General features: G+C 64.2%; 21 protein-coding genes. 13 read left to right on the top strand and 8 right to left on the bottom strand.

Going from position 1 to position 25,191, the window contains the following annotated elements; all coding sequences use genetic code 11:
* Window positions 1-566: 566 nt before the first annotated feature.
* Window positions 567-5,177: an RHS repeat-associated core domain-containing protein gene (locus B9Y64_RS02285; RefSeq protein WP_238379829.1), complete on the top strand. Its 4,611-nt coding sequence runs from the start codon at window positions 567-569 to the stop codon at window positions 5,175-5,177.
* Between the two features lie 16 nt (window positions 5,178-5,193).
* Window positions 5,194-5,751, top strand: coding sequence for a hypothetical protein (locus B9Y64_RS21860; protein ID WP_157804472.1), 558 nt, complete (start codon window positions 5,194-5,196; stop codon window positions 5,749-5,751).
* 151 nt (window positions 5,752-5,902) lie between these two features.
* Here B9Y64_RS21860 and B9Y64_RS02280 read toward each other — a convergent pair whose 3' ends face one another.
* Complete coding sequence (locus B9Y64_RS02280) at window positions 5,903-6,301, bottom strand: hypothetical protein (RefSeq protein ID WP_238379828.1); 399 nt, start codon at window positions 6,299-6,301, stop codon at window positions 5,903-5,905.
* 795 nt (window positions 6,302-7,096) lie between these two features.
* Between B9Y64_RS02280 and B9Y64_RS02275 the strand changes: the two genes are divergently transcribed.
* From B9Y64_RS02275 to B9Y64_RS02255, 5 genes are all read left to right on the top strand, one after another.
* Window positions 7,097-7,642, top strand: coding sequence for an Imm57 family immunity protein (locus B9Y64_RS02275; protein ID WP_157804471.1), 546 nt, complete (start codon window positions 7,097-7,099; stop codon window positions 7,640-7,642).
* A gap of 509 nt (window positions 7,643-8,151) precedes the next feature.
* Complete coding sequence (locus B9Y64_RS02270) at window positions 8,152-9,048, top strand: hydroxypyruvate isomerase family protein (RefSeq protein ID WP_100439335.1); 897 nt, start codon at window positions 8,152-8,154, stop codon at window positions 9,046-9,048.
* A 27-nt stretch (window positions 9,049-9,075) separates the two neighbouring features.
* Window positions 9,076-10,761, top strand: a complete 1,686-nt coding sequence (locus tag B9Y64_RS02265) for a GMC oxidoreductase (RefSeq protein ID WP_100439334.1) — start codon at window positions 9,076-9,078, stop codon at window positions 10,759-10,761.
* On the top strand, window positions 10,761-11,336 hold the full coding sequence (locus B9Y64_RS02260; RefSeq protein WP_100439333.1) for a gluconate 2-dehydrogenase subunit 3 family protein: 576 nt from the start codon (window positions 10,761-10,763) through the stop codon (window positions 11,334-11,336). The genes B9Y64_RS02265 and B9Y64_RS02260 overlap by 1 nt, the downstream gene beginning before the upstream one ends.
* Window positions 11,336-12,094, top strand: coding sequence for a 3-keto-disaccharide hydrolase (locus B9Y64_RS02255; RefSeq protein WP_100439882.1), 759 nt, complete (start codon window positions 11,336-11,338; stop codon window positions 12,092-12,094). Before B9Y64_RS02260 ends, B9Y64_RS02255 begins: the two co-directional genes overlap by 1 nt.
* Before the next feature lie 10 nt (window positions 12,095-12,104).
* Here B9Y64_RS02255 and B9Y64_RS02250 read toward each other — a convergent pair whose 3' ends face one another.
* The 5 genes from B9Y64_RS02250 to B9Y64_RS02230 form a co-directional block, all read right to left on the bottom strand.
* Window positions 12,105-12,377 carry a c-type cytochrome gene (locus B9Y64_RS02250; protein WP_100439881.1) on the bottom strand — a complete coding sequence of 91 codons (273 nt, stop codon included), beginning with the start codon at window positions 12,375-12,377 and terminating at the stop codon, window positions 12,105-12,107.
* 54 nt (window positions 12,378-12,431) lie between these two features.
* Window positions 12,432-13,298 carry a sugar phosphate isomerase/epimerase family protein gene (locus B9Y64_RS02245; RefSeq protein WP_100439332.1) on the bottom strand — a complete coding sequence of 289 codons (867 nt, stop codon included), beginning with the start codon at window positions 13,296-13,298 and terminating at the stop codon, window positions 12,432-12,434.
* A gap of 19 nt (window positions 13,299-13,317) precedes the next feature.
* A complete protein-coding gene (locus tag B9Y64_RS02240; RefSeq protein WP_100439331.1) occupies window positions 13,318-14,445 on the bottom strand; it encodes a Gfo/Idh/MocA family protein in 1,128 nt (375 codons plus the stop codon).
* 12 nt (window positions 14,446-14,457) lie between these two features.
* Window positions 14,458-15,624, bottom strand: coding sequence for an MFS transporter (locus B9Y64_RS02235; RefSeq protein WP_238379843.1), 1,167 nt, complete (start codon window positions 15,622-15,624; stop codon window positions 14,458-14,460).
* A 78-nt stretch (window positions 15,625-15,702) separates the two neighbouring features.
* Window positions 15,703-16,755: a sugar phosphate isomerase/epimerase family protein gene (locus tag B9Y64_RS02230; RefSeq protein WP_100439330.1), complete on the bottom strand. Its 1,053-nt coding sequence runs from the start codon at window positions 16,753-16,755 to the stop codon at window positions 15,703-15,705.
* A gap of 95 nt (window positions 16,756-16,850) precedes the next feature.
* Here B9Y64_RS02230 and B9Y64_RS02225 point away from each other — a divergent pair, with 95 nt between their 5' ends.
* The 6 genes from B9Y64_RS02225 (at window position 16,851) to B9Y64_RS02200 (ending at window position 23,354) form a co-directional block, all read left to right on the top strand.
* Window positions 16,851-17,858, top strand: a complete 1,008-nt coding sequence (locus B9Y64_RS02225) for a LacI family DNA-binding transcriptional regulator (RefSeq protein ID WP_100439329.1) — start codon at window positions 16,851-16,853, stop codon at window positions 17,856-17,858.
* A gap of 147 nt (window positions 17,859-18,005) precedes the next feature.
* Window positions 18,006-19,058, top strand: a complete 1,053-nt coding sequence (locus tag B9Y64_RS02220) for a sensor domain-containing diguanylate cyclase (RefSeq protein ID WP_100439328.1) — start codon at window positions 18,006-18,008, stop codon at window positions 19,056-19,058.
* Window positions 19,059-19,329: 271 nt separating this feature from the next.
* Window positions 19,330-20,355, top strand: coding sequence for an AI-2E family transporter (locus B9Y64_RS02215; protein WP_100439327.1), 1,026 nt, complete (start codon window positions 19,330-19,332; stop codon window positions 20,353-20,355).
* A gap of 161 nt (window positions 20,356-20,516) precedes the next feature.
* Window positions 20,517-22,259 (top strand): GGDEF domain-containing protein, encoded by a 1,743-nt coding sequence (locus B9Y64_RS02210; RefSeq protein WP_100439326.1) that lies wholly within the window; start codon window positions 20,517-20,519, stop codon window positions 22,257-22,259.
* A gap of 139 nt (window positions 22,260-22,398) precedes the next feature.
* A complete protein-coding gene (locus B9Y64_RS02205; RefSeq protein ID WP_100439325.1) occupies window positions 22,399-22,836 on the top strand; it encodes a hypothetical protein in 438 nt (145 codons plus the stop codon).
* A gap of 14 nt (window positions 22,837-22,850) precedes the next feature.
* Window positions 22,851-23,354 (top strand): GNAT family N-acetyltransferase, encoded by a 504-nt coding sequence (locus B9Y64_RS02200; RefSeq protein ID WP_100439880.1) that lies wholly within the window; start codon window positions 22,851-22,853, stop codon window positions 23,352-23,354.
* A 19-nt stretch (window positions 23,355-23,373) separates the two neighbouring features.
* Here the strand turns inward: B9Y64_RS02200 and B9Y64_RS02195 are convergent, their stop codons facing one another.
* Together B9Y64_RS02195 and B9Y64_RS02190 are read right to left on the bottom strand one after the other, a co-directional pair.
* The gene (locus B9Y64_RS02195; protein WP_100439324.1) at window positions 23,374-24,768 is read right to left on the bottom strand and encodes a DUF2867 domain-containing protein; all 1,395 of its coding nucleotides are present in this window, start codon (window positions 24,766-24,768) and stop codon (window positions 23,374-23,376) included.
* 24 nt (window positions 24,769-24,792) lie between these two features.
* On the bottom strand, window positions 24,793-25,104 hold the full coding sequence (locus B9Y64_RS02190; protein WP_006423919.1) for a metalloregulator ArsR/SmtB family transcription factor: 312 nt from the start codon (window positions 25,102-25,104) through the stop codon (window positions 24,793-24,795).
* Between the last annotated feature and the right edge of the window lie 87 nt (window positions 25,105-25,191).

Here is a 25,191-nt window from a genome sequence, read left to right as displayed (position 1 = left end):
CGTTAAATCGATAGTTCAAGTCCCTTTTGTCTAGGAAATCGGTGAGGCATGTGATGGAATTGTCATGTAAAGCAAGTACTTGAATGCGAATTGATCGTCTGGATCGGTCTTTTATGTGTGCACAACCCTTCTGATCCCTACTTGACGGATTTAGTGCTGATAGAGGCCCTCATCTTTATGGATGGGGGCCTTTTTCGTTTGGCAGAATCCGGCCGTATCCAACCTTCCACCTATGGCAAGGTGTTGATGGATGACTTGCGATACACCTGAGCGAGTCAGATTTGAGAACGGAGACCGGTACGGGGAGACGTCTGCTCGAGTTCATCGCTGGTGCATGGTCCCGGCTGGTCTTGATGACGGCGTGCGAAGGACGGGCATAGGCCTGGCGAGCTGGCGCGGGGCTGTCGCAGATCCTGCGGACATGGTCAACGCGGCCCCAAGCCCAACTGCGCGGTTCGTCCCCAAAGCTTGTCTTGCCGCACAAAATCTGTCATTAGCTTGCTCTAGGATTTGCCGATCCCCAGCAGGGTCGGGGGAAAGAGGTTAATTCCGCGCATTAAGGATTGATGTCGGATGGAGTCCTTTGGCCGGGCTTGTCAGTTGTCTTTCACATGGAGCGTGTACCAATGGCATTTGCAATGCCCCTGCGCAGTCATAAGGCTGCCGCGATTTTCTCCTTCTGCCTGGCATTGGGCGGTGCATCGACTGCAAGTGCAGCCACCTACTACGGCCCTCCCTACAAGGTCCAGTCGTTTCGCGGGGTTGGCTCGTTTGAGAGCATAGGTGCGGCGGTCAACTTCCTGGTTGGGAAGATCCAAGCCCCTTGCCAACAGGACCCCAAGTGCACCAAGCCGCCCGTTGTCACGGTGCGATACGGCACCGACGGCTGGGCTGCGACGATCTACGTCAATGGAAGTGTTAGTGACAACGTTTTTGCTTCCGAGATATTGATTGGACAGCCCCAGAAGAATTTCGGCGGGTGCCAGAAGCGTTGTTCAGCCGGGCTCGGCTCTGCAACCGATGGAACCGGGGCTCGAGGTGCTGCTGACAGTGCTTCAAAGGCCAATGCCCGTGATCCAGGAAGCCCGTTTGAGGGTGATCCGATCAATACCTCCACTGGCAACTTCTACCGGCAGGAAACCGACTTCGAGTCGCCGTCAGGCCTGATGTTCCGGCGGTTTTACAACAGTTCTTCCCGTGCTCCAGGTTCTTCTTTGGGCCCTCAGTGGCGCCATCTTTTTGATCGGCGACTCGAAGTGCTTGCGCCCACTACTGGATCGGCTGGAGACCGCACGTTCATCCGTGCCATGCGGCCGGATGGCAGCTCAGAGCTGTTCACTCGAACCTCAAACGGCTGGATCGTCGATTCCGATGTCGCAGACGTGCTCGTCGATCGAGAGGGGGGCAACGGCTATGCATTGCAGTTGGCGGCCAACCGCCAAACCGAAATCTACGATGCAACAGGCTTGCTGAAGGAGGTCTACGACTCTGCAGGCAGGAGGCTTCTGTCCTTGCAGTATTCAGACGCAACCACGCCGGTGGATGTGGCGCCAGTCGCTGGGCTCCTGTTGGCCGTTGGCGACGTCAGCGGGCGCACCTTGAGCTTTAAGTATGATGCCTCATCGCGATTGACCAGGCTGACGTTGCCGGACGGTGCATCGCAAACGTTTGGCTACAACCCCGCAGGACAGCTTGCATCGGTGACCTATCCGGACGCCACAAGCAAGGGCTACATCTACAACGAAACAGCCAACAGCCCCACTGTCGCAGGCACGTCCTTCCTCACAGGGATTGTGGATGAGAAAGGCGTTCGTTACGAGACCATTAAATTCGACTACAACCATCGCGCTTATCACGCGGAGTTCGCCGGCGGAGTTGATACCACAACTCTGGACTACGCCGCTTCCACGTGGAAGGGAACGCTGCCGGTAACCGTCAAGGGGCCACTCGGAGCAACTTCCAAGTTGGGCTTCGTGGATACAGGCAAGGGGCGTCTGATGCCCGCAGGTGGTTCGGCCGCCTGTGGCGACCAGTGCAACCAACCCTACAAGGCCATGACCTATGACGCGAACGGCTACCCTGCGTCCGTCACGGACTTCAAGGGGATCGTGACTCGCTGGGTATACAGCGTGGACGGTCTGCTGACCGAACAGGTTGATGCTGCGTCCACTCCCCAACAACGCACCACGACGACTACCTGGGATAGCGCACTGCGCGCGCCAATCAGTCGCGTGGTGAAGGATGCGGCGGGTATTGCCGTGTCCGGTAGCTCGTGGAAATACAATGCGCTTGGCCTCGAGGTCGCGCGTTGCGAGGTTGATCCTGCCATTCCGACAGCAGTCGGCTATGCCTGTGGAACAGCGGCCAATGCGCCAGCTGGGGTCCGTCAGTGGACGACCACCTACTGCTCTGCGGTGGATGCCAGCCAGTGCCCGCAAATCGGTCTTGTCCTTACCGAGGACGGGCCTCGGACCGACGTTCAGGACATTACCAGGTACAGCTACTATGCGACCGCAGACGAGTCAGGTTGCGGCACTCAGGGCGGCTCTTGCCACCATGCCGGCGACCTTCAGTCAGAGACCAATGCCGCGGGTCAAGTGACGACGCGGCTGAGCTACGATCGCAACGGGCGCGTCACTCGAGTGCGGGATGCGTCGGGCACAATCCATGACTTCGGCTATTCCGCTCGAGGCAAGCTTACCTCGATGGTTGAGCGGGCCAGCGTAGACGGGGTTGCGTCTGCCAATGATCGAGTGACTTCCATGTCCTACGATCCGACAGGCAATCTTGCCTCGATCATCGACCCTGATGGAGTGTCCATCAGCTATCTCTACGACGATGCGCACCGCCTCACCCAAGTTAATGACGGCGCGGGCAACAGCATCCGCTACACCCTCGATGTGGCAGGCAATCGCACCAAAGAGGAGGTGTTCGACGCAGGTGGTGGACTGAAGCGTTCGCTCTCCCGCGTTTACAACAAGTTGGGGCAGCTGGTGTCTCAGAAGACGGCAGCGGGGAATTCAACCGACTTTACATATGACCTGGCGAACAACGTCCAGCTCATCACCGATGCCCTGAAGCGCAAGACGCAGTTCGAATACGATGCCCTTGGCCAGCTAAGCCGGACGCTGCAGGATGTCGGCGGATTGGCCGTTCAGATCCGATATGAGTATGACGCAGAAGGCCGGACAACCAGCGTCATTGATCCAAAGGGGCTAGCGACGAACTATCACTACTCCGGTCTCGGCGATCTCATCACCCAGCAAAGTCCTGACACTGGACTGACCCGTGGTACGTACAACAGTGCGGGGCAGCCTGCCAGTCGTGTCGATGCGAATGGGAAGACGGTCGCCTATGGCTTTGATGTCTTGGGACGCGTCACACGCAAGGTCTATGGTGACCAGGAGATTGTGGCCACTTACTCCTACGACATGGCGGACAGCGTATGTAACGCGAACGAGAGCTTCGCATCAGGTCGTTTGGCCGCACGTCAGGACCAAAGCGGCATGACGAAGTACTGCTACGACCAAGCGGGCAACGTAACCAGAAAGGTCCAGGCTTTGGAAGGAAAGGTGCTATCTGTTCAATACAGCTACACCAAAGCAGGCCGTCTGAGTGGGCTCACTTATCCTGATGGAAGTCGCGTCGACTACGTGCGTGACACTACAGGCTCTGTCATTGAGGTCGGGGTTACCCGCCCTGGAGCTTCGCGCCAGATCCTTGTCTCTGGAGCGAAGCGTTATCCATTTGGTCCTTCCGCTGGCTGGGTCTACGGCAATGGCCGCACCTTGCTGCGAGAGTTGGACCAGGACTATCGTCCCCTCGGGTTGCACGGAAGCGGGGTGGGTGGACTCAGTGCTGGCTATACGTTCAATCCCGCTGGAGATCTTATCGCCTTGAGCGGCTCTGCAATCGGGGAGCCGTCCATTGCGCTTGCTTACGACTCGTTAGGACGCCTTACGGCGTTCAAGGATGCGGCCACAGGGGCCACTATCGAGAGCTATGCGTACGACGCAACGGGCAATCGCCTCTCGGCAAAGGTCAATGGCTTGGAGCAGGCCTATATTTACCCGGCAGAGAGCCATCGTCTGCAAAGCATTTCCGGTGCGGCACGGAGCTATGATTCTGCGGGGAACATGGTGTCGAATGCCGGAAATGGAAGAGACTATTCCTACAGTGCAGCGAACCGCATGAGCATCGTGCGTCTGAACGGAGTGCCCGCTGCGGAGTATCGTTACAACGAGCTGGGGCAGCAAAGCAGCCGGGTCGCGGGAGGGGAGGTCAGCCATTCCCTCTATGACGAACAAGGGCGATGGCTTGGTGGCTACGGCTTGGACGCCGGCAGCGCTCAGCAGCTGATTTGGCTCGACGACCTGCCGGTAGGTGTAATGAAGGGGGATGCCCTTTTCTATGTTCAGGCGGATCATCTGGGGGCACCTCGAGTGATCATCGATCCTGTGCGAGACGCCGTTGTCTGGACTTGGGACTTGAAGAGCGAGGCGTTTGGCTCAACTTTGCCGAACGAAGATCCCGATCTGGATGGGACCAACTTCGAGTTCGGTCTCCGCTTCCCTGGTCAAAGGTACGATGCGATTTCTGCTCTGAGTCAGAACATGCATCGTGATTACGACCCGGCCGCGGGGCGCTATGTGCAGAGCGATCCAATAGGACTGGCGGCGGGGGTGTCAACTTACGGCTACGTCAACGGGAACCCCGTGTCGGGAGTTGATCCCGATGGGCTGGACTCTATCGTGACGTATCAGAATCTTGGTATTACTACGTACTATGATGATGGCGGCAATGTTGTTAGATCCTGGCAGTCGCTAAGCGCCGTCGCAGGCAATGCGCTTCCCGGTGCGGCTGGTCCCTACCAGTCTGCAAATGTCTATCCCGTAAGGGGGCCCTACAAGATGAACGAGAGGGCGTATGGCCCCAACGACATTCTGAAGACCGATGATCCACGTGGCAGGTGGATCCATGGTGGTGGGTCAAGGCTCCGCAATCCGCTGGCGCCGAGACAGGGCTGGACCCCGGCGGTGGGGTGCACCCGGATGCAGAACGAAGACATCCAGGAGCTGGTTGATATGGTTCGTGAGGCAAAGGCTCGCAATCCTTTAAAACCGATCTCCTATCAGCGGATGAACTACGAACGCCCGGTGATCATCCCATTCTTCTGAGCATTCAGAGATCATTATGAAGACAAGCAAAGTCGCCTTGGTTGGACTTGGATTGCTGGCCGCAGCCGCGTACTCCGCGGCGGGAGCGGCTGGGGTCGACTATGTATCAAAGGTGTTTCGCGACGGCGCATACCTTCCTCATGCCTACAGCGAACGTGAGGTCCTGCGCCGGTATGGAGAGGGTGACAAGGTCGTAGATGCCGCGGGTCTAATTCGGCGTATATACCGGGATCCAACCACACAGCTGGAGGTGATAGTCACCTCCAACCCTGATGTTGCGCCGAAATTCCGAACAATCGATGAGATTCGCGTCTCATCGATCGCCGCCGATAACCCTTCCTCAGCTCGCGTCGAGAGTCTGAAGAGCCTGAGGCTAAAGGGGGTTGCGATCGGTGATCGCGCGTCCAAGGCGGTCAGTGCTGCGCGTAGATACGGCTCGATTGAGACTGCGCGAGCGAAGCTGGGTTCCTTCGACGTTGAACGCGTCTGCGGCTTCTCGGAAGGTGGATCCAACATTTGCTTCTTCACTCGAGATGAGAGAGTCGTTTCAATGGCCGTGGGGTTCGGTCCTTGAGTCATTAGGCTCGGAGGCTCGCTCCACCGCCTGGAACGTCGCCCTAGGGTGACCAGGCATGTTCAGCAATGAAGTGTCAACCAGCGCAGGCGCAAGTTGCTCGTTAGAGCCAGCCACTCCTCCATTGGAAGCATGAGCAAGCCTTCAGTCACTACTGTTCCCAGGGTGGACCTAACAAGGGCTTGTCCGGCGAGCCGCCGGCTTTGACCCCGTCCTGCAGCGTTTTGCCGACGTCCAGGTGGTAGAGGTCGCCGCCCTCAATCGGTGAAAGCTTGCTTAAGGTGGCATGGGCCGTCTCGCTCTGGCGGCGTCCACGGCTGGCGAAGGCGAAGTAGAGCAGGGCACGATCACGCTTCCCAATGAGATCCTCCCCACAGTCGCAATCATCGCCATCAATTCGGTCACAGTATGCGCCCTCTTCCTGCTCGACCGATCGCCAGGTTTGTGCGCGGCACGACGGCCCTTGGCCAACAGCTGCCGGGCCGTGTCGATTCTCTTGACTGACGGATGCTCCTGGCGAGTGCAGATGTTTACGTTCGAACAGGCTCAATCGAACAGAACGCCTGCCTTGCCTGACCAGTGAGGATTTGTTTGCACGTTTGGTAGTCACAACCGTTCTGATTCCTACTTGACGGTTTTAGTGTTGATAGAGGCCCTCATCTTTATGGATGGGGGGCCTTTTCCGTTTGGCAGAATCCGACCGTATCCAACCTTCCACCTACGGCAAGGTGTTGATGGATGACTGGCGACACACCTGAGCGAATCGGATATGAGAACGGAGAGCGGCACGGGGAGACGTCTGCTCGAGTCCATCGCTGGCTTGGCCCCAATAGCGCTACGTCGCAGATGTCATTGGCTGTGCTTATGCAAGCTGGCTCTGCGGATGAGAGCGACGAGGATGACCACTGTGACATGAGGTATGCAGAAGAGACGGCAGTGTGTAGATCGATGAAGAAGCGCCGAAGATCAAAAGCAGCCGCAAGGTGTTACGCTTCCGTCGCACAGCGATATGCGGCTTGCTTGCGAGGCGAGCACGTTCCCGTATTTGATGTGCGGAACAGTTAATCCTCGTTGACCAAGGCCATGAAACGGAGGGGGCTTGGCTACTTCTCGCAGCCATTGGCATGCGCGCGAATGACGCGGAATTGTCCCTTTGCGCGTTTCGGGCGCTCGAAAAGAGCCGCCTTCAGGATGCCTATGTGGCGTCCGGGTTTCGGAGACGCGGCCAGGAAAGTAGGCCGGATCAAAGCTCGGGTTTGCGCAGGTTCTTGATTCGCCTCCGAGCAGGCGTGGAGGGCTCAGATGAGTCAGTCTACGCGTCTTCCCCAACGTTTCTGGTGAGCCGATGAATACCACTGCACCCATTTCGTGCCTCGTCCTTTGTGTCCTGCTTGGTTCTCCCGTGTCCGCGCGGCCGCTGGCAGAGAGACTCGCGGCAGATATTGAGATGGCCGAACACTCTATTCTTGCCTCGCTGGTAGTGCACAAGAGTTCCGAGAGCAAGTCGCTGTGCTCTCAGACGCCCTATGCTTGTGTAGGCGCCGACGGTGCTGAGCTTGGTCTCGCCTTGATCGGGGGCAGCAGGAGTCCTGCCGCCCCTCGGCACCTGGTTGAGCTGTCGCGATTCCGTATGGATGGAGCGCTCTCCGAGGACTACAAGTGCTACCTCGCCGCGCAGGGCAATGCAATGGTTCAGGCTGCGTCGAAGCTGGATGCCAAGAGGCTGGCAGGGCAATGCCTGTCCGAATTTGCTGCTTTCAAGCGTCGGGCCGGCAATGCAAAGTTCGACGTGGCGCCTGAGAACATTTGCAGCTCAGTGGCGGACATCCAGGCTTCCCTGCGTGACGTTGCCCGGCTGGCCAAAGCTGGTGGTGACTGTGACGGTGTCTGAGTCGGTCGTGGGGAATAGCTGATGCGTTCCCGATTCGCGAAGCCTTGGCTTGGTCGACTGCTGTCGCTCGACGTCGCGAGCTATACAGTTCTGCAATGCGCCGGCTCCGAGGCAGGGCTGGACCCCGCCGTGGGGTGCCCACGGATTCAGAACGAAGACATCCAGTAGCTGGTTGATATGGTTCATGAGGCTACGAACGCCCGGTGATCATTCAATGTTTCTGGGAACAGGGCCAACGCATTGGCTCGGGGCGTTGAAGATCTACTGATTCTGCTCGTTCGCTTGAGCAGAAAGCCGGTAGATTTGATCCCAGGCGACTGATCGGGTTGGAAAAGAAAGCCCCGCCACTGCGGGGCTTTCTTTCTGCGCGATGTCGTTGGCATTGTGCTTCGCAGCATCAGTTTTCGTGCACCGCGACTTGCAAACAGGCAATTTCCTCCCCTATGGTGCAATCGATTGCATTGCTGTGAATCGTTGCGTTTGATACCGGTTGGGAGGCCGGTAGGTGGATGTCCATCCATTCGATCAGACCGGCCCCGGCGGCGGGCCTCACACGGCGCGATGCGCTGCGCCTCGCGGTTGCCGGCAGCGTTGGCCTGGGGGCGGCGAAGGCGTTGCCTGCATTCGCCGCCGCTGCACCGCTCAAGGGCAACCTGAAGCACTCCGTGGCCCGCTGGACTTTCCCGCAGCTGTCGGTCGCCCAGCTCTGCGCGACGGTGAAGGACATCGGCTTCGCCGCCATCGATCTGGTGGGGCCGGAAGACTGGCCCACGCTGAAGGCGAATGGCGTCTACAGCTCGATGTGCAATGGCGCGGAGCTGGGCCTGACCAAAGGCTTTGCCGGCCGCGAGTTCCACGATCAGCTGGTGGAGCGCTACACGCGGCACATCGATCTGGTGGCTGACGCCGGATATCGCAACCTCATCTGCTTCTCCGGCAATCGCAACGGCATGGATCCCCGCGACGGCATGGCCAATGCCGAGGCTGGCCTCAAGCGGATCCTCGGGCATGCCGAGAAACGCGGCGTGGTGCTGGTGATGGAGCTGCTGAACTCCAGGGTCGATCACCACGACTACCTGTGCGACCACTCTGCCTGGGGCGTGGAGCTGTGCCAGCGGCTCGGCTCGGACAACTTCGGCCTGCTGTACGACATCTATCACATGCAGATCATGGAGGGCGACATCATCGCCACCATCGGCAGGCATCACGCCTGCTTCAAGCACTACCACACCGCGGGGGTGCCCGGCCGGAATGAGATCGGAGACCAGCAGGAGCTCCACTATCCGGCCATCTGCCGCGCGATCCGCGACTCCGGTTTCAAGGGGTATCTGGCGCAGGAGTTCATGCCTGCAGCGCCCGATCCTGTTGGCTCATTGCGCGAGGCGATCCGCCTCTGCGACGTCTGAAACGATATCCACCCAGGTGAGAAACCCATGGCAGATAATCACTACGACGCCATCGTTGTTGGCTCGGGAATCAGTGGCGGTTGGGCGGCGAAGGAACTGACCGAGAAGGGCCTGAAGGTCCTGATGCTGGAACGCGGACGCAACATCGAGCACGTCAAGGATTACGTCAACGCGATGAAGGAGGCGTGGGACTTCCCGCACCGCAACCGGCCAACGCAGGCGATGAAGGCCGACTTCCCGGTGCTGATGCGTGACTACGGCCTGGCCGAGAATCTGGAAGGGATGTGGGCCAACGAACAGGACTCGCCCTACATCGAGACCAAGCGATTCGACTGGTTCCGCGGCTACCACGTCGGCGGCCGCTCGTTGATGTGGGGGCGGCAGAGCTATCGCTTCTCCGATCTGGATTTCGAGGCGAACCTCAAGGACGGCCTCGCGACCGACTGGCCGATCCGCTACGCCGACATTGCGCCCTGGTACGACTACGTGGAGAGGTTCGCCGGCATCGCCGGCACGCGCGAAGGACTGGACGTGCTGCCGGACGGCGAGTTCCTGCCACCGATCCCGTTGAACATCGTCGAGAAGGATGTGGCCGCGCGTATCAAGAAGGCCTTCGGCGGAACGCGGCATATGATCCACTCGCGCACCGCCAATATCACCAAGCCAATGCCCGAGCAGGGGCGCGTCAACTGCCAGTATCGCAACAAGTGCATCCTGGGCTGTCCCTTCGGTGCCTATTTCTCGACCCAGGCGGCGACATTGCCGGCGGCGATGAAGACCGGCAACCTGACATTGCGGCCGTTCTCGATCGTCAAGGAAGTGCTCTACGACAAGGACCGCAAGCGTGCGCGCGGCGTGGAGGTCATCGACGCCGAGACCGGGCAGACCTACCAGTACACCGCCAAGGTCATCTTCCTCAACGCATCGTCGTTCAACTCGACCTGGCTGCTGATGAACTCGGCGACCGATGTCTGGGAGGGCGGGCTGGGCTCTTCGTCGGGCGAGCTCGGGCACAACGTGATGGACCATCATTTCGGTGCGGGCGCCTCGGGCCGGGTCGAGGGCTTTGAGGACAAGTACTACTTCGGCCGCCGTCCCTGCGGCTTCTACATTCCGCGTTTCCGCAACGTCGCGGCCGACAAGCGCGGCTACCTGCGCGGGTTCGGCTACCAGGGCGGTGCCAGCCGCACCGGTTGGTCGCGCGAGATCGCCGAGCTGAACATCGGTGCCGACCTGAAAGAGGCGCTGACCGTACCGGGCGACTGGCGCATCGGCATGACCGGGTTCGGTGAAATGTTGCCGCACCACGACAATACGATCCGCCTGGATCGGGACCGCAGGGACAAGTGGGGGCTGCCGGTGCTGGCGATGGACGTGTCCATGCGTGCCAACGAACTGGCCATGCGCAAGGACATGGCCGCCGATGCCGCCGAAATGCTGGAGGCGGCCGGTGTCAAGGACGTGAAGATGCACGACAGCGACTATGCCCCGGGCAAGGGCATCCATGAGATGGGAACCGCGCGCATGGGACGCGATCGCAAGAGTTCGGTACTGAACGCGCACAACCAGGTCTGGGATGCACCCAACGTCTATGTCACCGATGGTGCCTGCATGGCCTCCAGCGCCTGCGTGAATCCCTCGCTGACCTACATGGCGCTGACCGCGCGTGCGGCCGACCATGCCGTACGCGAACTGAAAGCGGGGAACCTCTGATGGATCGCCGCGAACTGCTGAAGATGATCGTTGCCGCCACCGGCGCGGCCATGGTCGGCCTGCCTGCGCTTGCCCAAGGGCAGGCGCCCGCTGGCGGTACGAGGATCGCGTTCTCCGATGCCGACGTCGGCCTGCTGGATGAGATCGCCGAAACCATCCTGCCGCGCACCCGGACGCCAGGGGCGAAGGATGCGGGCGCTGGCCTGTTCATGGCGACCTTCGTCAGCGACTGCTACACCACCCGCCAGCAGGCGGTATTCCGGTCTGGCCTGGTCGATATCAACAAACGCGCCGGTGGCAGGTTCGTGTCACTCACGCCGGAAGCCCGCACCGGACTGCTGCGTGCCCTGGATGCGGAGGCGAAGGCACGCCATGCCGACGTGACCGAGACCGGCACCCCCGAAGAAGGCGAGGCGATGCCGCACTACTTCACGATGATCAAGCAGTTGGCCATCTTCGGCTTCTTCACCTCCAAAGTCGGAGCGACCGGGGTGCTGCAGTACGTCGCCGTGCCGGGTCGTTACGATGGCGACCTCGCCTATGTCCCCGGTACGCCCGCGTGGGGGACCAGCTGATGGACACCGACCTGATGATCCGTCCTCTGTTGATCACCGCCGCCCTGCTGGCCGCTGCATCTGCAGGCGCGCAGGACGGTGCCGACGCTGCGCATGATCCGAAGAAGACCGAGGTGTGGACCCCGGTGCCCGCCGTCGTGGCTACGCCTCCGGGGAAGGCTCCCTCCGACGCGATCGTGCTGTTCGATGGCAAGGATGTCTCGGCGTGGGAGGCGGAGCAGGGCGGGCGCGTGCCCTGGAAGGTTGCCGATGGCGCCATGACCGTCGTTCCGGGCAGCAAGGGCATCCGCACCCGGCAACGCTTCTGCGATGTCCAGCTGCATGTCGAATGGCGCACCCCCACCGGGACCAAGGGCTTCGACGGCCAGAACCGGGGCAACAGCGGCATCTTCCTGCAGGAACTGTACGAGCTGCAGGTGCTCGACAGCTACAACAATCCGACCTACGCCAACGGCCAGGCCGGCTCGATCTACAAGCAGGCCATGCCGCGGGTGAATGCCTCGCGCGCACCGGGCCAGTGGCAGGTCTACGACATCATCTGGAAGGCACCGCGCTTCTCGCAGGGCGGAGGGCTGGCCTCGCCCGCGCGCATCACGGTCCTGCACAACGGCGTGCTGGTGCAGGACGATACCGTGCTGGCGGGCAAGACCGAATACATCGGGGCGCCCTCGTACGCGCCCCATGGGTGCGCTCCGCTCTATCTGCAGGAGCATGATTCCAGGGTCAGCTACCGCAACATCTGGGTGCGCGAACTGTAGCGCCCACCCGCTAGTTCGCCAGGTAGCTGGCGATGTCATCGATCTCCTGCTGTGACAGCTGCGGGAAGGGGGGCATCAAGCCGCCGCCCTTCCGGATCTTTTCCTTGATCTGCGCGGGCTGCAGGCGCTTGCTGATGCCGGTGAGCGCTGGGAACGCGCCCGGCATGCCTGCGCGGTCTGCGCCGTGGCAGGCCGTGCAGTTTGCGCTGTAGAGCTTCGCGCCGGCGGCAGGGTCATCCTTGCACCACGCCGTGGTCGCCAGCGTCGTGCCGCACAGGACCATGGCCAGGGTGAAGGTCAGTTTCAAGCGAGTGTCCAAGCAAGGCTCCTTCGCCCGCTAGCGCTGTGCACGAGCGGGCTGGCTGACGGTCAGATGGTCACGCAGGTAGTCCGCGCCGGCCTGGATGACCTTGGCAGGGTCGCGTGGCTGGTCGTGCTCGACGATGTACCACTGCACATTGGCGGCTGCCGCGGCAGGCAGGATCGCGTTCCAGTCCAGCACGCCCTGGCCCACCGCAGCGAACCCGCCCTCGTCTTCGGCCTGGCCCTTGGCGGCGTTGTCCTTGGCGTGCACCGCGAACAGGCGGCCATGGAATTTCCCCAGCATCACCGCCGGGTCCAGGCCCGCACGCGCGACCCAGGCCAGGTCCAGTTCGGTCTGCAGGCCGGGGCCGGCCGCATCGAACAGCAACTCCAGGCCGGTCCTGCCGTTGAAGTCGGCCAGCTCGAAGTCGTGGTTGTGATAGGCCAGGTGCATGCCCTTGTCGCGCACGCGCTTCGATATCCGGCCCAGCTCCTGGCCCAGGGCGGTCCAGCCCGCGGCATCGGTTGGCCGGTCCTTCTGGTCCAGGTACGGCACCACCAGCGTGGTATTGCCGATCGTGCGGTTGAAGGCCACCACGCCATCGAGGTCATTGCGCAGATCGGCCAGCGGCACGTGCGAGGAAATCGCCCTGATCGAGTAGCGGTCCAGCAGCTGCTTCAGTTCCGCAGCGCTGACGTTCTGCGTGCCGACGGTTTCCACCGCATGCACGCCCGCGTCGTGGACGATCTTCAATTGCTGGTCGAGCGTTCCGGCGTTGCGCAGTGTGTACATCTGCACGGCAATGGGCGCCTGTGGGCCTGCGGTATCTCGTGCGAAGGCGGGCAGGGCGGCGAGCAACAGCAGGACGAGGGTTGCAGCTCTGCGAACAGGAATGTTCATCAACAGATCCTCCCGGGATTCAACCGATGGTGGTCCAGGCGCGTGACCTGGCCGATGCAATGACACGGTCGACGATCCGCGCCGAGCGCAGGCCGTCTTCGAAGGTGGGCAGGCCCTGCGGCCGCTCGCCTTCAATGGCGCGATAGGTGTCGGCGACAAACGCCTCGAAGCACTGGCCGTAGCCCTGCGCGTGCCCGGCCGGCAGCACCGACAGCCGGCGCTGTTCGGCACTGCCGGCGCCCGGACCGCGCACGAAGGTCTCCTCGCGCTGGTCGGGCAGGCCAATCCACAGCCGTTCGGCATCTTCCTGGTTGAACGCCACGCTGGCGTTGGCGCCATCGATCTCGAACCAGAGGCGGTTGCGGCGTCCGGCCGAGACCTGGCTGACCGTCAACGACGCCAGCGTGCCTGCGCCGGTCCTGAACAGTGCGGCGGCTACATCTTCGCTTGCGACCGCCTGCTTTGCGCCGTCCGTGACTGGCGTGCTGAAGCTCTGGCCGGTGACGGCGCTGCGTTCGGCGATCACCGTGGCGAACGCCGCGTTCACTTCGGCGAAGCGTTCGCCACTGACCCATTCGACCAGGTCGCACCAGTGCGAACCAATGTCGGCGAACACGCGTGACTCGCCGCCCAGGGCAGGGTCCACGCGCCAGTTGTTGCTGGCAGGGTCCAGCAGCCAATCCTGCAGGTAGCTGCCATGGATCAGGTGCAGTGGCCCGAGATCCCCCTGTGCAATGCGTGCACGCGCCTCACGGACCACCGGGTGGTAGCGGTAGACGAAGGGGACCGTGGCAACCAAGCCCGACGAGGCGGCCAGCGCCGCCAGCGACTGCGCATCTTCCAGCGTCGTCGCCAGCGGCTTCTCGCAGATCACATGCTTGCCGGCTTCGAGTGCGGCCTGCGCCATCGCGCGGTGCAGATGATTGGGCGTGCAGATGTGCACCACCTGCACCTGGGGATCGGCGATCACGTCTTCGATGTCCCGGTATGCATGGGGGACATTCCACGCCTGCGCTGTCTCGCGTGCGCGCTGCGGGGACGACGCAGCCACGCCGCGGATGCCGGCACCGGCCAGCAATGCCGCGCGGTGATGCACGGCGCCGATCATGCCGGTGCCGACGATGGCGACTCCAAGCTGCTTTGGCATCGGGGGGTGTCCTCAGGGCGTGGAAGGCGCGGGTGCGGCCACTGGCCGGTCGCGGAACAGCAGCAGGAAGGCGACCAGCACCACCAGCGCGACGCCGGCAGGGAACAGCCAGATCTGCCGCCAGTCCGGCCCTACGGCCGTGGTGAAGTGTTCCACCACCGCGCCGGACAGGAAGGTGCCGATCAACATGCCCACGCCGTAGGTGGCCAGGGTGATGAAGCCCTGCGCGCTGCTGCGTGCGGCAGGCCCGGCATGTGCATCGGTGTAGATCTGGCCGGTGACGAAGAAGAAGTCGTAGCAGATGCCGTGCAGCACGATGCCGATCACCAGCAGGGAGAAGCCGCCACCTGCATCGCCGAAGGCGAACAGCGCATAGCGCACCACCCAGGCCGCCATGCCGACCGCCAGCATGGTCTTCACCCCCAGCCGGACGAACAGGAAGGGCATGGCCAGCATCAGCAGCACTTCGGAGACCTGGCCCAGTGACTGCAGGCCTGCGGCGCCGTGCACGCCCAGATCGTTGAGATACGGGTTGGTGAAGTTGTAGTAGAACGACAGCGGAATGCAGATGGCGATGGAGGCCAGGAAGAACACCAGGTAGGCGCGCGACTTCAGCAGCCGCAATGAATCCAGCCCCAGTATCTGTCCCAGCCCGGCATCGCGCTGTCGTGCCAGTGGCGGGGTGTGCGGCAGGGTGAACGCATACAGGCCCAGCACCAGCGAGGCCAGCGCGGCCATCCGGAAGGTCAGTTCAAGCCGATGCGCCTGTTCCCAGCCCAGCCAGCCGATCAGCACGCCTGCGATGATCCAGCCGACGCTGCCGGCCACGCGCACCAGCGGGAACTGCTTCTCCGGCGATTGCATGTGCCGCATCGCCACACTGTTGGCCAACGCCAGTGTCGGCATGAACAGCAGCATGTAGCCGATGACGCACGCGGAAAACACGCTGAAACTGCTTGCCGTGGACGCCAGCCACATGAGCACCGCGCCAGCCAGGTGGAGTACGGCCAGGATGCGCTGCGCGGCGAAATAGCGGTCTGCGATCAGGCCGACCAGGAACGGCGCCACGATGGCGCCGATGGATTGGCTGAGGAACGCCGTTGCCACCTGGCTGGCGCTGGCCTGCAGCGGACCCTGCACCAGGTAGGTTCCGAGGGTCACGAACCACGCCCCCCAGATGAAGAACTACAGAAACATCATCGCGCCCAGGCGCGACATGGCGTGCGTCATGGCTTGCCCTCCCGGGGCGGTGTCGGTTCAGATTCCCAGCATGCGGTGCAGTGATCCGGCGTCCGTGCCGCTGTCGGCAAAGTCGTCGAAGGCGCGTTCGGTCACGCGGATGATGTGGTCGCGGATGAAGGCGGCGCCCTCGCGTGCGCCGTCCTCGGGATGCTTCAGGCAGCACTCCCATTCCAGCACCGCCCAGCCGGGGAAGTCGTACTGCGCGAACTTCGAGAAGATCGCCTTGAAGTCGATCTGGCCATCACCGGGTGAACGGAACCGGCCCGGACGATCGATCCAGTCCTGGTAGCCGCCATACACGCCAGTGCTTGCACTGGGGCGATACTCCGCGTCCTTGACGTGGAAGATGCCGATGCGCGCGTGGTAGCGGTCGATGAAACCGAGGTAGTCCATCTGCTGCAGCAGCAGGTGGCTGGGGTCGTACAGGATCTTCGCGCGGGGATGCTGATCGACCTCGTCGAGGAAGCGCTCGAAGGTCGCACCGTCGTGCAGGTCCTCGCCCGGGTGGATCTCGAAGCACAGGTCCACGCCGCAGGCATCGAACACATCCAGGAGCGGGCGCCAGCGGCGGCCGAGCTCGGCGAAGGCTTCTTCCACCAGGCCTGGCGGGCGCTGCGGCCACGGATAGAAGTAGGGCCAGGCCAGTGCACCGGAGAACGTGGCGTGGGCGGTCAGCCCCAGGCGTTGGCTGGCCTGCGCCGCCAGCCGCAGCTGCTCCACCGCCCAGGCCTGGCGGACGGGCGGGTTGCCGCGGGTGTCTGCGGGCGCGAATCCGTCGAACAGGCTGTCGTAGGCAGGATGGACCGCAACCAGTTGTCCCTGCAGGTGGGTCGACAGTTCGGTGATCTGCAGGCCGTGCCCGGCCAGCATGCCGGCGATATCGTCGCAGTACGCCTGGCTGCGCGCCGCCTCGGCCAGATCGAACAGATGGGGCGCGGAGGTGGGTACTTGTACGCCAGAATAGCCCAGACCCGCGGCCCACCCGGCCAGCGTGTCCAGCCGATCAAAAGGAGCCGTGTCGCCGATGAACTGCGCCAGGAACAGCGCTGGACCCTTGAGCGTCTTCAACGTGATTCGCCCTCGATGCAATCGATTGCATTATCCTAGCAGGGGCTCACGCAGGACCTGTTGTGCACTGCACAGCGGACAGGAGGACTAACGCCATGGCCACCATCTACGACATCGCAAAGCACGTCGGCGTCTCCGCAGGCACGGTGTCGCGGGCACTTTCCCGTCCGGACAAAGTCCTGCCGGCCACCCGCGCGCGCATCGAGCAGGCCGCCGCCGCACTGGGCTATGTGCCCAACACGGTGGCCCGCACGCTCAAGACCCAGCGCAGCGGCAAGATCCTGGTCACCGTCCCGGACATCGCCAATCCGTTCTTCGCGCAGATCCTGCAGGGCGCGGAGGAGGCTGCGCAGGCGGTCGGCTACGCGGTTCTGCTGGGCGACACCCAGCATCAACCCGACCGCGAAGAACGCTATGCGCAGATGCTCCGGCGCAACGAGGCCGACGGCATGATCGTGCTGGGGCATCGCCTGCCACCGACCGCGCGCGAGATCGTCGAGCAGCGTGGCGCCGCCGCACCGGTGGTCAACGGGTGCGAGTTCGATCCCGCACTGGGCATCCCCAGCGTCCACATCGACAACGCGGCCGCCGCACGCGCGGTGATGGAGCATCTGTATGGGCTGGGACACGAACGGATCGCCGTGGTTGGCGGGCCGCCTGACAACCCCCTGCACCAGCAACGGCTGGAAGGGGTCCGGGCCGCTGGCAAGGCGCGTGGTCGTCTGCGCCAGCTGAGCATCGTGCCAGGGGACTTTTCCGTGGAGTCCGGGCATGCGGCGGCGATGGCGCTGCTGGATGGCGCGCCCGCACCGACCGCGGTGTTCTGTTTCAGTGACCAGATGGCCTTGGGTACCCTGGCCGCCTGCCGGGACCTGGGCATCCGCGTGCCGGACGAGCTGTCCATCGTCGGCTTCGACGATCTGGCGTCCTCGCGTTACCTCACGCCCCCGTTGACGACCATCCGCCAGCCGATGCGGCAGATCGGTGAGCGTGCGGTCAACCTGCTGCTTGCCATCATCGAGCAGGTCGATGTGCCGCTTCAGCAGACGCTGGAGTTCAGCTTCATGCTGCGGGGTTCGACGGCTGCGCCCCGGCGCGGGTGAACGAGGGGTGGGGCAGCGGGAGTGTGGCCGCCGGCGAGCGCGCTGTGCCGCAACCTTGATCCCGAATTGACGCAAAGCTGTCAGACTCATCGCAGGCAGCCCGGCAAGGGCCGTAGTGGAAAGTGCGATCGCGCAAGGGGGTCGGTAATGCCGTTCTTCACCGATTCGGCGGAAGGGGCGGTCGAAGGCATTGGCGCGGCACGTCGCATCGGCTGGATGCGTTTCGTCGGCAATGGACTGGGGGCGATCCCCATCGCTTCGATCATCCTTGAACGCCAGGATGGGGCGCTGGCGTGGATCCTGCTGCTGCTCAACGCGCTGGCGTGGCCGGCACTGGCGCTGCTGCTGACCCAGCGCTCCCGCCAGCCGGCGGTCGTCCAGTTCCGCTGCATGGTGGCCGACTCCTTCTTCGGCGGCGGCTGGATCGCCTTCATGGCGTTGAGCGCGGTGCCCAGCGCCCTGTTCGCCGCGCTGCTGGTGGCCGACAAGATCGCTGCCGGTGGTGTGCGCCTGGCGATGCGCGCCACGCTGGCGCTGCTGCTGGGCTTCGCACTCACCTGGTGGGCGCTCGGCTTCCCTTACCAGCCGGTGACCTCGCAGCGCACGATCGTGCTGAGTGTCCCGTTCCTGTTCGTGTATGGCATCGGCCTGAGCATTCTCAGCTGGCAGCTGGCGCGCCGGGTCAAATCGCAGAACCGTCAGCTGCAGCGGCTCAGCCGGATGGACCCGCTGGTCGAGCTGGCCAACCGTGGCTTCCTGATCCTGCGTGCGCAGCAGGCACTGGACCGGGCGCAGGGCCAGGGCGGTTTTGCCTGCCTGCTGATGCTCGATGTGGACGACTTCAAGCGCATCAATGACTCGCATGGCCACCGCGCCGGTGACGAGGTGCTGCGGCATATCGCGGCAACACTGCGCACCTTTGCCCGGCCCGGTGATACGCCCGCCCGGCTGGGCGGCGATGAGTTCGTGGTGCTGCTGCGCGACTGCACGCCTGTCGATGCGATGCACGTGGCCGAGCGGGTGCGCCTGCATCTGCTCGAGGCCGCGCGGCAGGCCACGCCGGGTGTGGAGTTCAGCGTGAGTATCGGCATTGCGGCCACACCGCGTGGCGGCAGTGTCGAGGACTGGTTGGCACTGGCCGACCGCGCGCTCTACCACGCCAAGCGGCAGGGCAAGAATACGGCCAGCTACGGCGAGTGAGTGGGGGGGGGGGGCGGCGCCGCCTGATCCCCCGCGCAGGCCAGGAATTCTGCTGCGGCCATTGGATGATCGATGCGCCGGGCCAGCCGAACTCGGCTACCGGTTGATGATCATCCTCCCAGACCTGCAACGGGCTGCGATCCGGGCCCGGCCCGGGGCATCGAAGGGCGGGCCAGCGGCGGCGGAATCCAGGCGAAACGCCGGTTCATCCTGCACGCGGAATCGGCACGCCAATCCTCTACCATGGGCCACCCCGCCCGGACGCGCTCCCATGCAAGACGCTCTTGTTGCCCAGCCCAAGCCCCCCATTCCACGGATCGCGGCGTGGCTGATGATGCTGCTGGGCATGTGGCTGGCGCTGAAACTGGGGCTGGTGGTGACCCTGCTGTCCGGCCTGCTGGTGTTCCAGCTGACCCACCTGCTGGCCTCCACCGTGGAAGGCAAGCTGCCGCCGGGACGGGCACGGGCGATTGCAGTGATCGTGCTGTCGGCGATCATCATCAGCGGGCTGGTGCTGGCCGGCATAGGCGTGGCCTCGTTCTTCCGCAACGAGACCGGCGGTCCGGACGCATTGCTGGCGCGCCTGATGGAGATCCTCAATACCTCGCGCCACCAGGTGCCGGCGTTGCTGCAACCCTACATTCCCGAAGACATGCCGGCGTTGCGCGCGGCGTTGAACGACTGGGCTGCCGAGCACCAGCGCCAGCTGGGCGTGGCCGGTACCTCGGTGGTACAGATCGGAGTGCGCGTACTGATCGGTATGGTGCTGGGTGCGATGATCGCGCTGTATGACGAACTGCCGCTGCCGAAGATGGGGCCGCTGGCGCAGGAACTGATCGGGCGTACCAGCCGCCTGGCCACCGCGTTCCGCCAGGTGGTGTTCGCGCAGGTGAAGATCTCGCTGCTCAACACCGTGTTCACCGCCATCTTCCTGCTGGGCGTGCTGCCGTTGTTCGGCGTGCACCTGCCACTGTCCAAGACCCTGGTGCTGATCACCTTCCTTGCCGGCCTGCTGCCGGTGGTGGGCAACATCATCTCCAACACGATCATCACCATCGTCGCACTGTCGGTCTCGTTCTACGTGGCGGTGGCGGCGCTGCTGTACCTGATCGTGATCCACAAGCTGGAGTACTTCCTCAACGCGCGCATCGTCGGTGGCGAAATCCAGGCGCGTGCCTGGGAACTGCTGCTGGCCATGCTGGTGATGGAGGCGGCCTTCGGCCTGCCAGGCCTGGTTGCCGCGCCGGTGTTCTATGCCTACGTGAAGCGCGAGCTGGTCGACCAGCGCTGGATCTGACGCAGCCGGGCAGGATGTATCTGCCGCGAATCGAGTGCCGCGCGACCTTGCCGGTGCGTTCGCGGCGGCCACGGTATACCCACGGCCGTGGCTGGCCCGCCAGCGGCTTGGCGCCTGTGTAGCCGGCCGCTACAGTGTTCCGCACTACAGGGGAAATGTGCATGGCCCGCAAGGCGTCGCCCATTGGATTGCGGACCTGGGTCTGGATCCTGGCCGGGCTGTTCGTAGTCTGTACGCTGCCGCTGATGGCCATCGCACTGGTGCAGGGCACGCTGCGCTTCACCGGCGCCGAGGACAACCTGGTCAGCCTGCGCCAGCTGCGGCAGACCTTCGATCTGGCCAACCTGGTGTCGGCCGAGCGCGGCCCCGCCAACAGCCTGCTGGGAGCCAACCCGGCCGATGCGGCCGAACAGGCCCGGCTGGCCGCGCAGCTGGCGGTGGCGCGCAAGCGGGTCGACACCGCCCTGCTGCAGCTGGACACCTTGTTCAAGGCCGATCCGGGCGTGATCGACGAGCATGGGCTGCTGGCCGACGCACAGCGCCGCCTGCAATCGGCGCGGGCCGCGGTGGACCGGGTGGCGGCGCAGCCGCAGGATGTGCGCCGGGTGGAGGACGTGGAGCGCGCGATCAGCAGCATGTTCGCCGTGGTCGACCGCCTGCACGTGCTGACCTCGGCGCAGATCAACGTGCTGGTCAGCGCCGACCGCGAAGCGGCGATTCCGGCGATGCAGGGCCAGGTGCTGATCGATCTGCGCGAGCATGGCGGCCGCCTGGCCTCGAACGTGATGGCGCCGGTGGCGGTACCGGGGGCATGGCGTGACGAACAGGTGCGGGCTGCATTGCAGACCGAAGGCCGCCTGCTGGAGCTGTGGCGGCTGGCAGGCAGCCATGAGGCGGTGTTCCGCAGTGATCCGGCGCTGTCCTGGCATTGGGACATGGCGCGCCGGCAGTTCTTCGGCGAATCGCTGCCGATGATCGAACAGCTGATCGAAGATGGCCGCCGCGGCGTGCCGCCGCCGTGGACCGCCGCCGAGTTCACCACGCGTTACGTGCCGACCCTGCAGTCGCTGGAAGCGCTGCGCGACGGTTACCTGAGCGTGTCCATCGCCCGCTTCGAGCGCGCCCGCAACCGCGAAGCGACGCGCCTGGTGGTGCTGGTGGCGACGGTGCTGGGTACGCTGCTGGTGCTCGGCGTAGCGCTGCGCATTGCCCACCGGCAGATCCTGCGGCCGCTGCTGCAGGCGCAGAAGCAGGTGATCCAGATCGCTTCGGAAGCGCCCGGACCGGAGCAGCATGTGACCCACCCGCTGGCCGAGATGCAGCGCCTGTTCGATGCCATCGAAGTGCTGCGCGAGAAGTCGCGCGAGCGCTCGGCGTTGACCAGCGAGCTGCGCCAGCTGGCTGGCACCGACGAACTGACCGGGTTGCTGAACCGGCGCGCGCTGGACGAGATGGTGCAGCAGCGCCACGCCGACGGTGGCACCAGCGCGGTGGTGATCCTGCTGGATGTTGATCGTTTCAAGGCCATCAACGACGGCCATGGGCATGATGCGGGCGATGAAGTGCTGGTGCAGGTAGCGCAGCTGCTGCAACGCCATCTGCGCCGCAGCGACAGCATCGCCCGTTACGGTGGTGAGGAGTTCCTGGTGCTGCTGGCCGACGGCGATCTGGCCGGTGGCCGCCGGTTGGCCGAGTCGCTGCGCGTGGCGCTGCAGCAGCTGGATATCGCACTGGCCGGTGGCAACGTGCTGCGGGTCACCGCCAGCTTCGGCGTGGCCGAGGGGGGCACCGATGCGCTGGGCTGGCGCACTCTGCTGCGTGCCGCCGACGCGGCCATGTACCAGGCCAAGGCACAGGGACGCGACCGCGTACGCGTGGCCGGTGGCGGCCGCAATGCACGTTGAGCACACGCATCAGCCGATCCGTGCGTGCACGCGCCGCGCGGATGAGTGCCATCCGCAGCACCTGCATGCGGGGGGCATTCATTTCCACGGCACATCCGGCCCTCTAGACTGGCCGCGTCCATCATCGAGGGAGGCCGCCATGACCGTTCATCCCGTTGTTGCCACAGCACTGCTGGCCGGGTTGTTGGCCGGCTGTGCGTCCACCGCATCGCAGACGGCTGGCGATGCGCCACGCCATCCCTCGATTGCTGCCGACCTGAGCCCGGTGCCGGCGTTCACCGGCGGTGGTGCCGGCTGGCGCATCGAGATCGCCTCCACCGGCAAGGGCAACCACGAGGCCACCCTCAGCACTGACGGTGTTACCCGGAAGGGTACGCTGCGCTATCTCGGGCAGCCGGCCGATGCGCCGGCTTCGCTGATCGTGCTCAATGGCGAGCTGGGCAATCAGCCGGCCATCGTCGAGATCAAGCGCGAGTCGTGCCGCAACGCCGACGGCGTGGACACGCAGGCCAGCGTGCAGGTGACGATGGAAGGGCAGCCGCAGCGACGCGGATGCGGCCATCTGGCGGTGTACTGATCCTGTGCGCCGTCATGCTTGAAATTCCAACCCTGCACACCGTGCGCCTGCGGCTGCGTCCACAGCAGCTGGATGACTTCGGCGTCTATGCCGCATTCCTGGCCTCGCCGCGTGCGCGTGGCATGGGCGGCCCGTTCGGTGAAGTAGCCGCCTGGGGGCAGTTCTGCCACGACCTGGCCAGCTGGCATCTGTTCGGCCATGGTGCGTTGATGATCGAGCGCGCCGATACCGGTGCCTGCATCGGCCAGGTCGGGATCAACCATGGCCCGCTGTTTCCGGAAAAGGAACTGGGCTGGTTGTTGTACGACGGCCACGAAGGGCAGGGCTTTGCCACCGAGGCGGCCAGCGCACTGCGCGACTGGGCCTTCGTGGTGGCGCAGCTGCCGACCCTGGTCAGCTACATGGCGCCGGACAATCTGGCATCGCAGGCTGTCGCGCAGCGCCTGGGCGGGGTGCTTGACGCTCAGGCCGTGCGCAGTGACGCCGAAGATCTGGTGTACCGCTACAGCGCAGGGTAGCGCCGGCGGCTGGCCGCCATCATCCGTGCGCAGGCGGAGCCGTCCACGCATCCACGGCCGCCAGTTCCGGGGCCAGCGCATGCTCGACCGCACGCCGCAGCAGTGCCGGTGCAACGTAGTGCCGGTGCGCGGCATCGATCAGCGCCATGTACAGGCGGCCGAATGCATTGCGGGTCTGCACGCGCGAGCCCAGGCTGATCTCGACGTGGCCCTCGGCACAGCGCTGCACCCGCACGCTGCTGCGGAAACGCAGGTGACGATCATCGGCACCCAGCAGCACTTCGGCGCAGCTGTCCCCGGCATCGATGCGCGCATCCAGCACCGGGTAGCGTCCGGCGAACAACCGGCTGCGATCGGTCGACAACAATGACGAGACCGGGCAGCCGAGCGGCGACGTGCGCAGCCGCAACGGTGCCACCAGGCGGTTGCGCAGCGCCATCAGGTGGCCCACGCCGGCCGGCGGATTGCACAGGAAGCCTTCCAGCACATCGGCCAGCAGCGCCGACGCGGAGTGATGGGTGACCTGCGCCCTGTCCAGGCGCAGGGTGGTCTGGTCCTGGTAGTGGCTGTGCGGCAGTGCTGCGGGCAGCAGGCCATCGCTGGCCGCAGCCCGTGCGTGGATGGGATAGGCCGGGGTGGCGCGTTCGACGAAGCCACGCAGCGGCCGCAGCGGGATCCGCCGCAACGGACCGAACAGGCCGCGGGTACGCGCGCACAGATATGCGCACAGGCTGGGGGGCGCTGCCTGCAGTGACAGCTGCAGCAGTGGGGCCGCCGCGAGCGTGGCGGCCGAGGGCCAGAGCGCTTCGGGCAATACCTCGGTCAAGCTGGGGATATCGGCGGCGTTGCGCTGCACCTGCGCACGGGCCTGATCGCCCATTGCCCCGGCCAGCTCATTGCTGTGGCAGGACAACGCGAACAGCGCCGGGTGTGCGCGATGGTTCGATGCGAACTGATGCCAGGTGCCTCCACCGAAGCGCACGGTGAACAGGCAGTCCGGTGGAATGCGGATGCGCCGCAGCGTGCGTGCGAAGGCAGCGGGATCACGCGCCAGTTGCGTGTCGGACGCGGTGGCGAAGCGCAGTTCGGCACCGGCGCTGCCGGCAATGGCAGTGAACATGCGGGGCCCGGCATGGCGATGGAACGGATGGCCACCGGCGCCGACGGTGAAGCTGTACAGCGAGGAGGCGTCGCCCTGCTGCAGATGCATGCCGCCCAGGCGCGCCGAAGGCTCGTCCAGCGCATCGATGAAGGCCGGGTGGTGGCGCTGGCGCTGGCTGGCGTCGGTCACCAGTGCATCACCGGCGCCGATGCCGAGCTGCGCGATCAACGTGACTTCGGTCGGGCTGCCCCCCTCCTGTGCCGGCAGCTGTACCCCTGGAAACGAACGGCGGTCGCGGGTCGAACCAGGCATCGTCATGCTCCTTGGCTGGGCGGTTCAGCGGGCGGGGGACTTGCGGCGGGCGCGTGCTTCGCGCTTGAGCGGGCCACCGACCGGACAGACTTCGGCCGCCCACGAGAACAGCGTGTTGGCCAGACGGTCGGGCACCTGCCGGAAGTACACGAACTGGCCGCGCTTCTCGCGTTCGATCAGGCCGGCTTCCTCAAGGATGCGCAGGTGGCTGGACAGCGCCGGCTTGCTGAAATCGAAGCGCCCGGCCAGTTCGCCGGCGCTGAGTTCGCCAGCGCTGAGATAGGCCAGGATCTGCCGGCGGGCGGTGGAGGCGAGGGCTTCGAAGATGCGGTCCATGGCGAGCTAATTAACTAATTCGTTAATTGATAGTCCTCCCGCCTGCGCCGGCTGTCAAGCCATGACCCGTTGCGCGTCGCGCCCGGG

Source organism: Stenotrophomonas maltophilia, assembly GCF_002799245.1.
GTDB lineage: Bacteria > Pseudomonadota > Gammaproteobacteria > Xanthomonadales > Xanthomonadaceae > Stenotrophomonas > Stenotrophomonas maltophilia_S.
This window is presented reverse-complemented; position numbering and strand designations above follow the sequence as displayed.

Excerpts from the sequence above, each read along its gene's own strand:
- B9Y64_RS02275 (WP_157804471.1), top strand. The coding sequence starts at position 7,097 with ATGAATACCACTGCACCCATTTCGTGCCTCGTCCTTTGTGTCCTGCTT.
- B9Y64_RS02250 (WP_100439881.1), bottom strand. The coding sequence starts at position 12,377 with ATGGTCCTGTGCGGCACGACGCTGGCGACCACGGCGTGGTGCAAGGAT.
- B9Y64_RS02200 (WP_100439880.1), top strand. The coding sequence starts at position 22,851 with ATGCTTGAAATTCCAACCCTGCACACCGTGCGCCTGCGGCTGCGTCCA.
- B9Y64_RS02260 (WP_100439333.1), top strand. The coding sequence starts at position 10,761 with ATGGATCGCCGCGAACTGCTGAAGATGATCGTTGCCGCCACCGGCGCG.
- B9Y64_RS02205 (WP_100439325.1), top strand. The coding sequence starts at position 22,399 with ATGACCGTTCATCCCGTTGTTGCCACAGCACTGCTGGCCGGGTTGTTG.
- B9Y64_RS02285 (WP_238379829.1), top strand. The coding sequence starts at position 567 with ATGTCGGATGGAGTCCTTTGGCCGGGCTTGTCAGTTGTCTTTCACATG.
- B9Y64_RS02225 (WP_100439329.1), top strand. The coding sequence starts at position 16,851 with ATGGCCACCATCTACGACATCGCAAAGCACGTCGGCGTCTCCGCAGGC.
- B9Y64_RS02190 (WP_006423919.1), bottom strand. The coding sequence starts at position 25,104 with ATGGACCGCATCTTCGAAGCCCTCGCCTCCACCGCCCGCCGGCAGATC.
- B9Y64_RS02255 (WP_100439882.1), top strand. The coding sequence starts at position 11,336 with ATGGACACCGACCTGATGATCCGTCCTCTGTTGATCACCGCCGCCCTG.
- B9Y64_RS02240 (WP_100439331.1), bottom strand. The coding sequence starts at position 14,445 with ATGCCAAAGCAGCTTGGAGTCGCCATCGTCGGCACCGGCATGATCGGC.
- B9Y64_RS02215 (WP_100439327.1), top strand. The coding sequence starts at position 19,330 with ATGCAAGACGCTCTTGTTGCCCAGCCCAAGCCCCCCATTCCACGGATC.
- B9Y64_RS02270 (WP_100439335.1), top strand. The coding sequence starts at position 8,152 with ATGTCCATCCATTCGATCAGACCGGCCCCGGCGGCGGGCCTCACACGG.
- B9Y64_RS02220 (WP_100439328.1), top strand. The coding sequence starts at position 18,006 with ATGCCGTTCTTCACCGATTCGGCGGAAGGGGCGGTCGAAGGCATTGGC.
- B9Y64_RS02265 (WP_100439334.1), top strand. The coding sequence starts at position 9,076 with ATGGCAGATAATCACTACGACGCCATCGTTGTTGGCTCGGGAATCAGT.
- B9Y64_RS21860 (WP_157804472.1), top strand. The coding sequence starts at position 5,194 with ATGAAGACAAGCAAAGTCGCCTTGGTTGGACTTGGATTGCTGGCCGCA.
- B9Y64_RS02195 (WP_100439324.1), bottom strand. The coding sequence starts at position 24,768 with ATGCCTGGTTCGACCCGCGACCGCCGTTCGTTTCCAGGGGTACAGCTG.
- B9Y64_RS02245 (WP_100439332.1), bottom strand. The coding sequence starts at position 13,298 with ATGAACATTCCTGTTCGCAGAGCTGCAACCCTCGTCCTGCTGTTGCTC.
- B9Y64_RS02210 (WP_100439326.1), top strand. The coding sequence starts at position 20,517 with ATGGCCCGCAAGGCGTCGCCCATTGGATTGCGGACCTGGGTCTGGATC.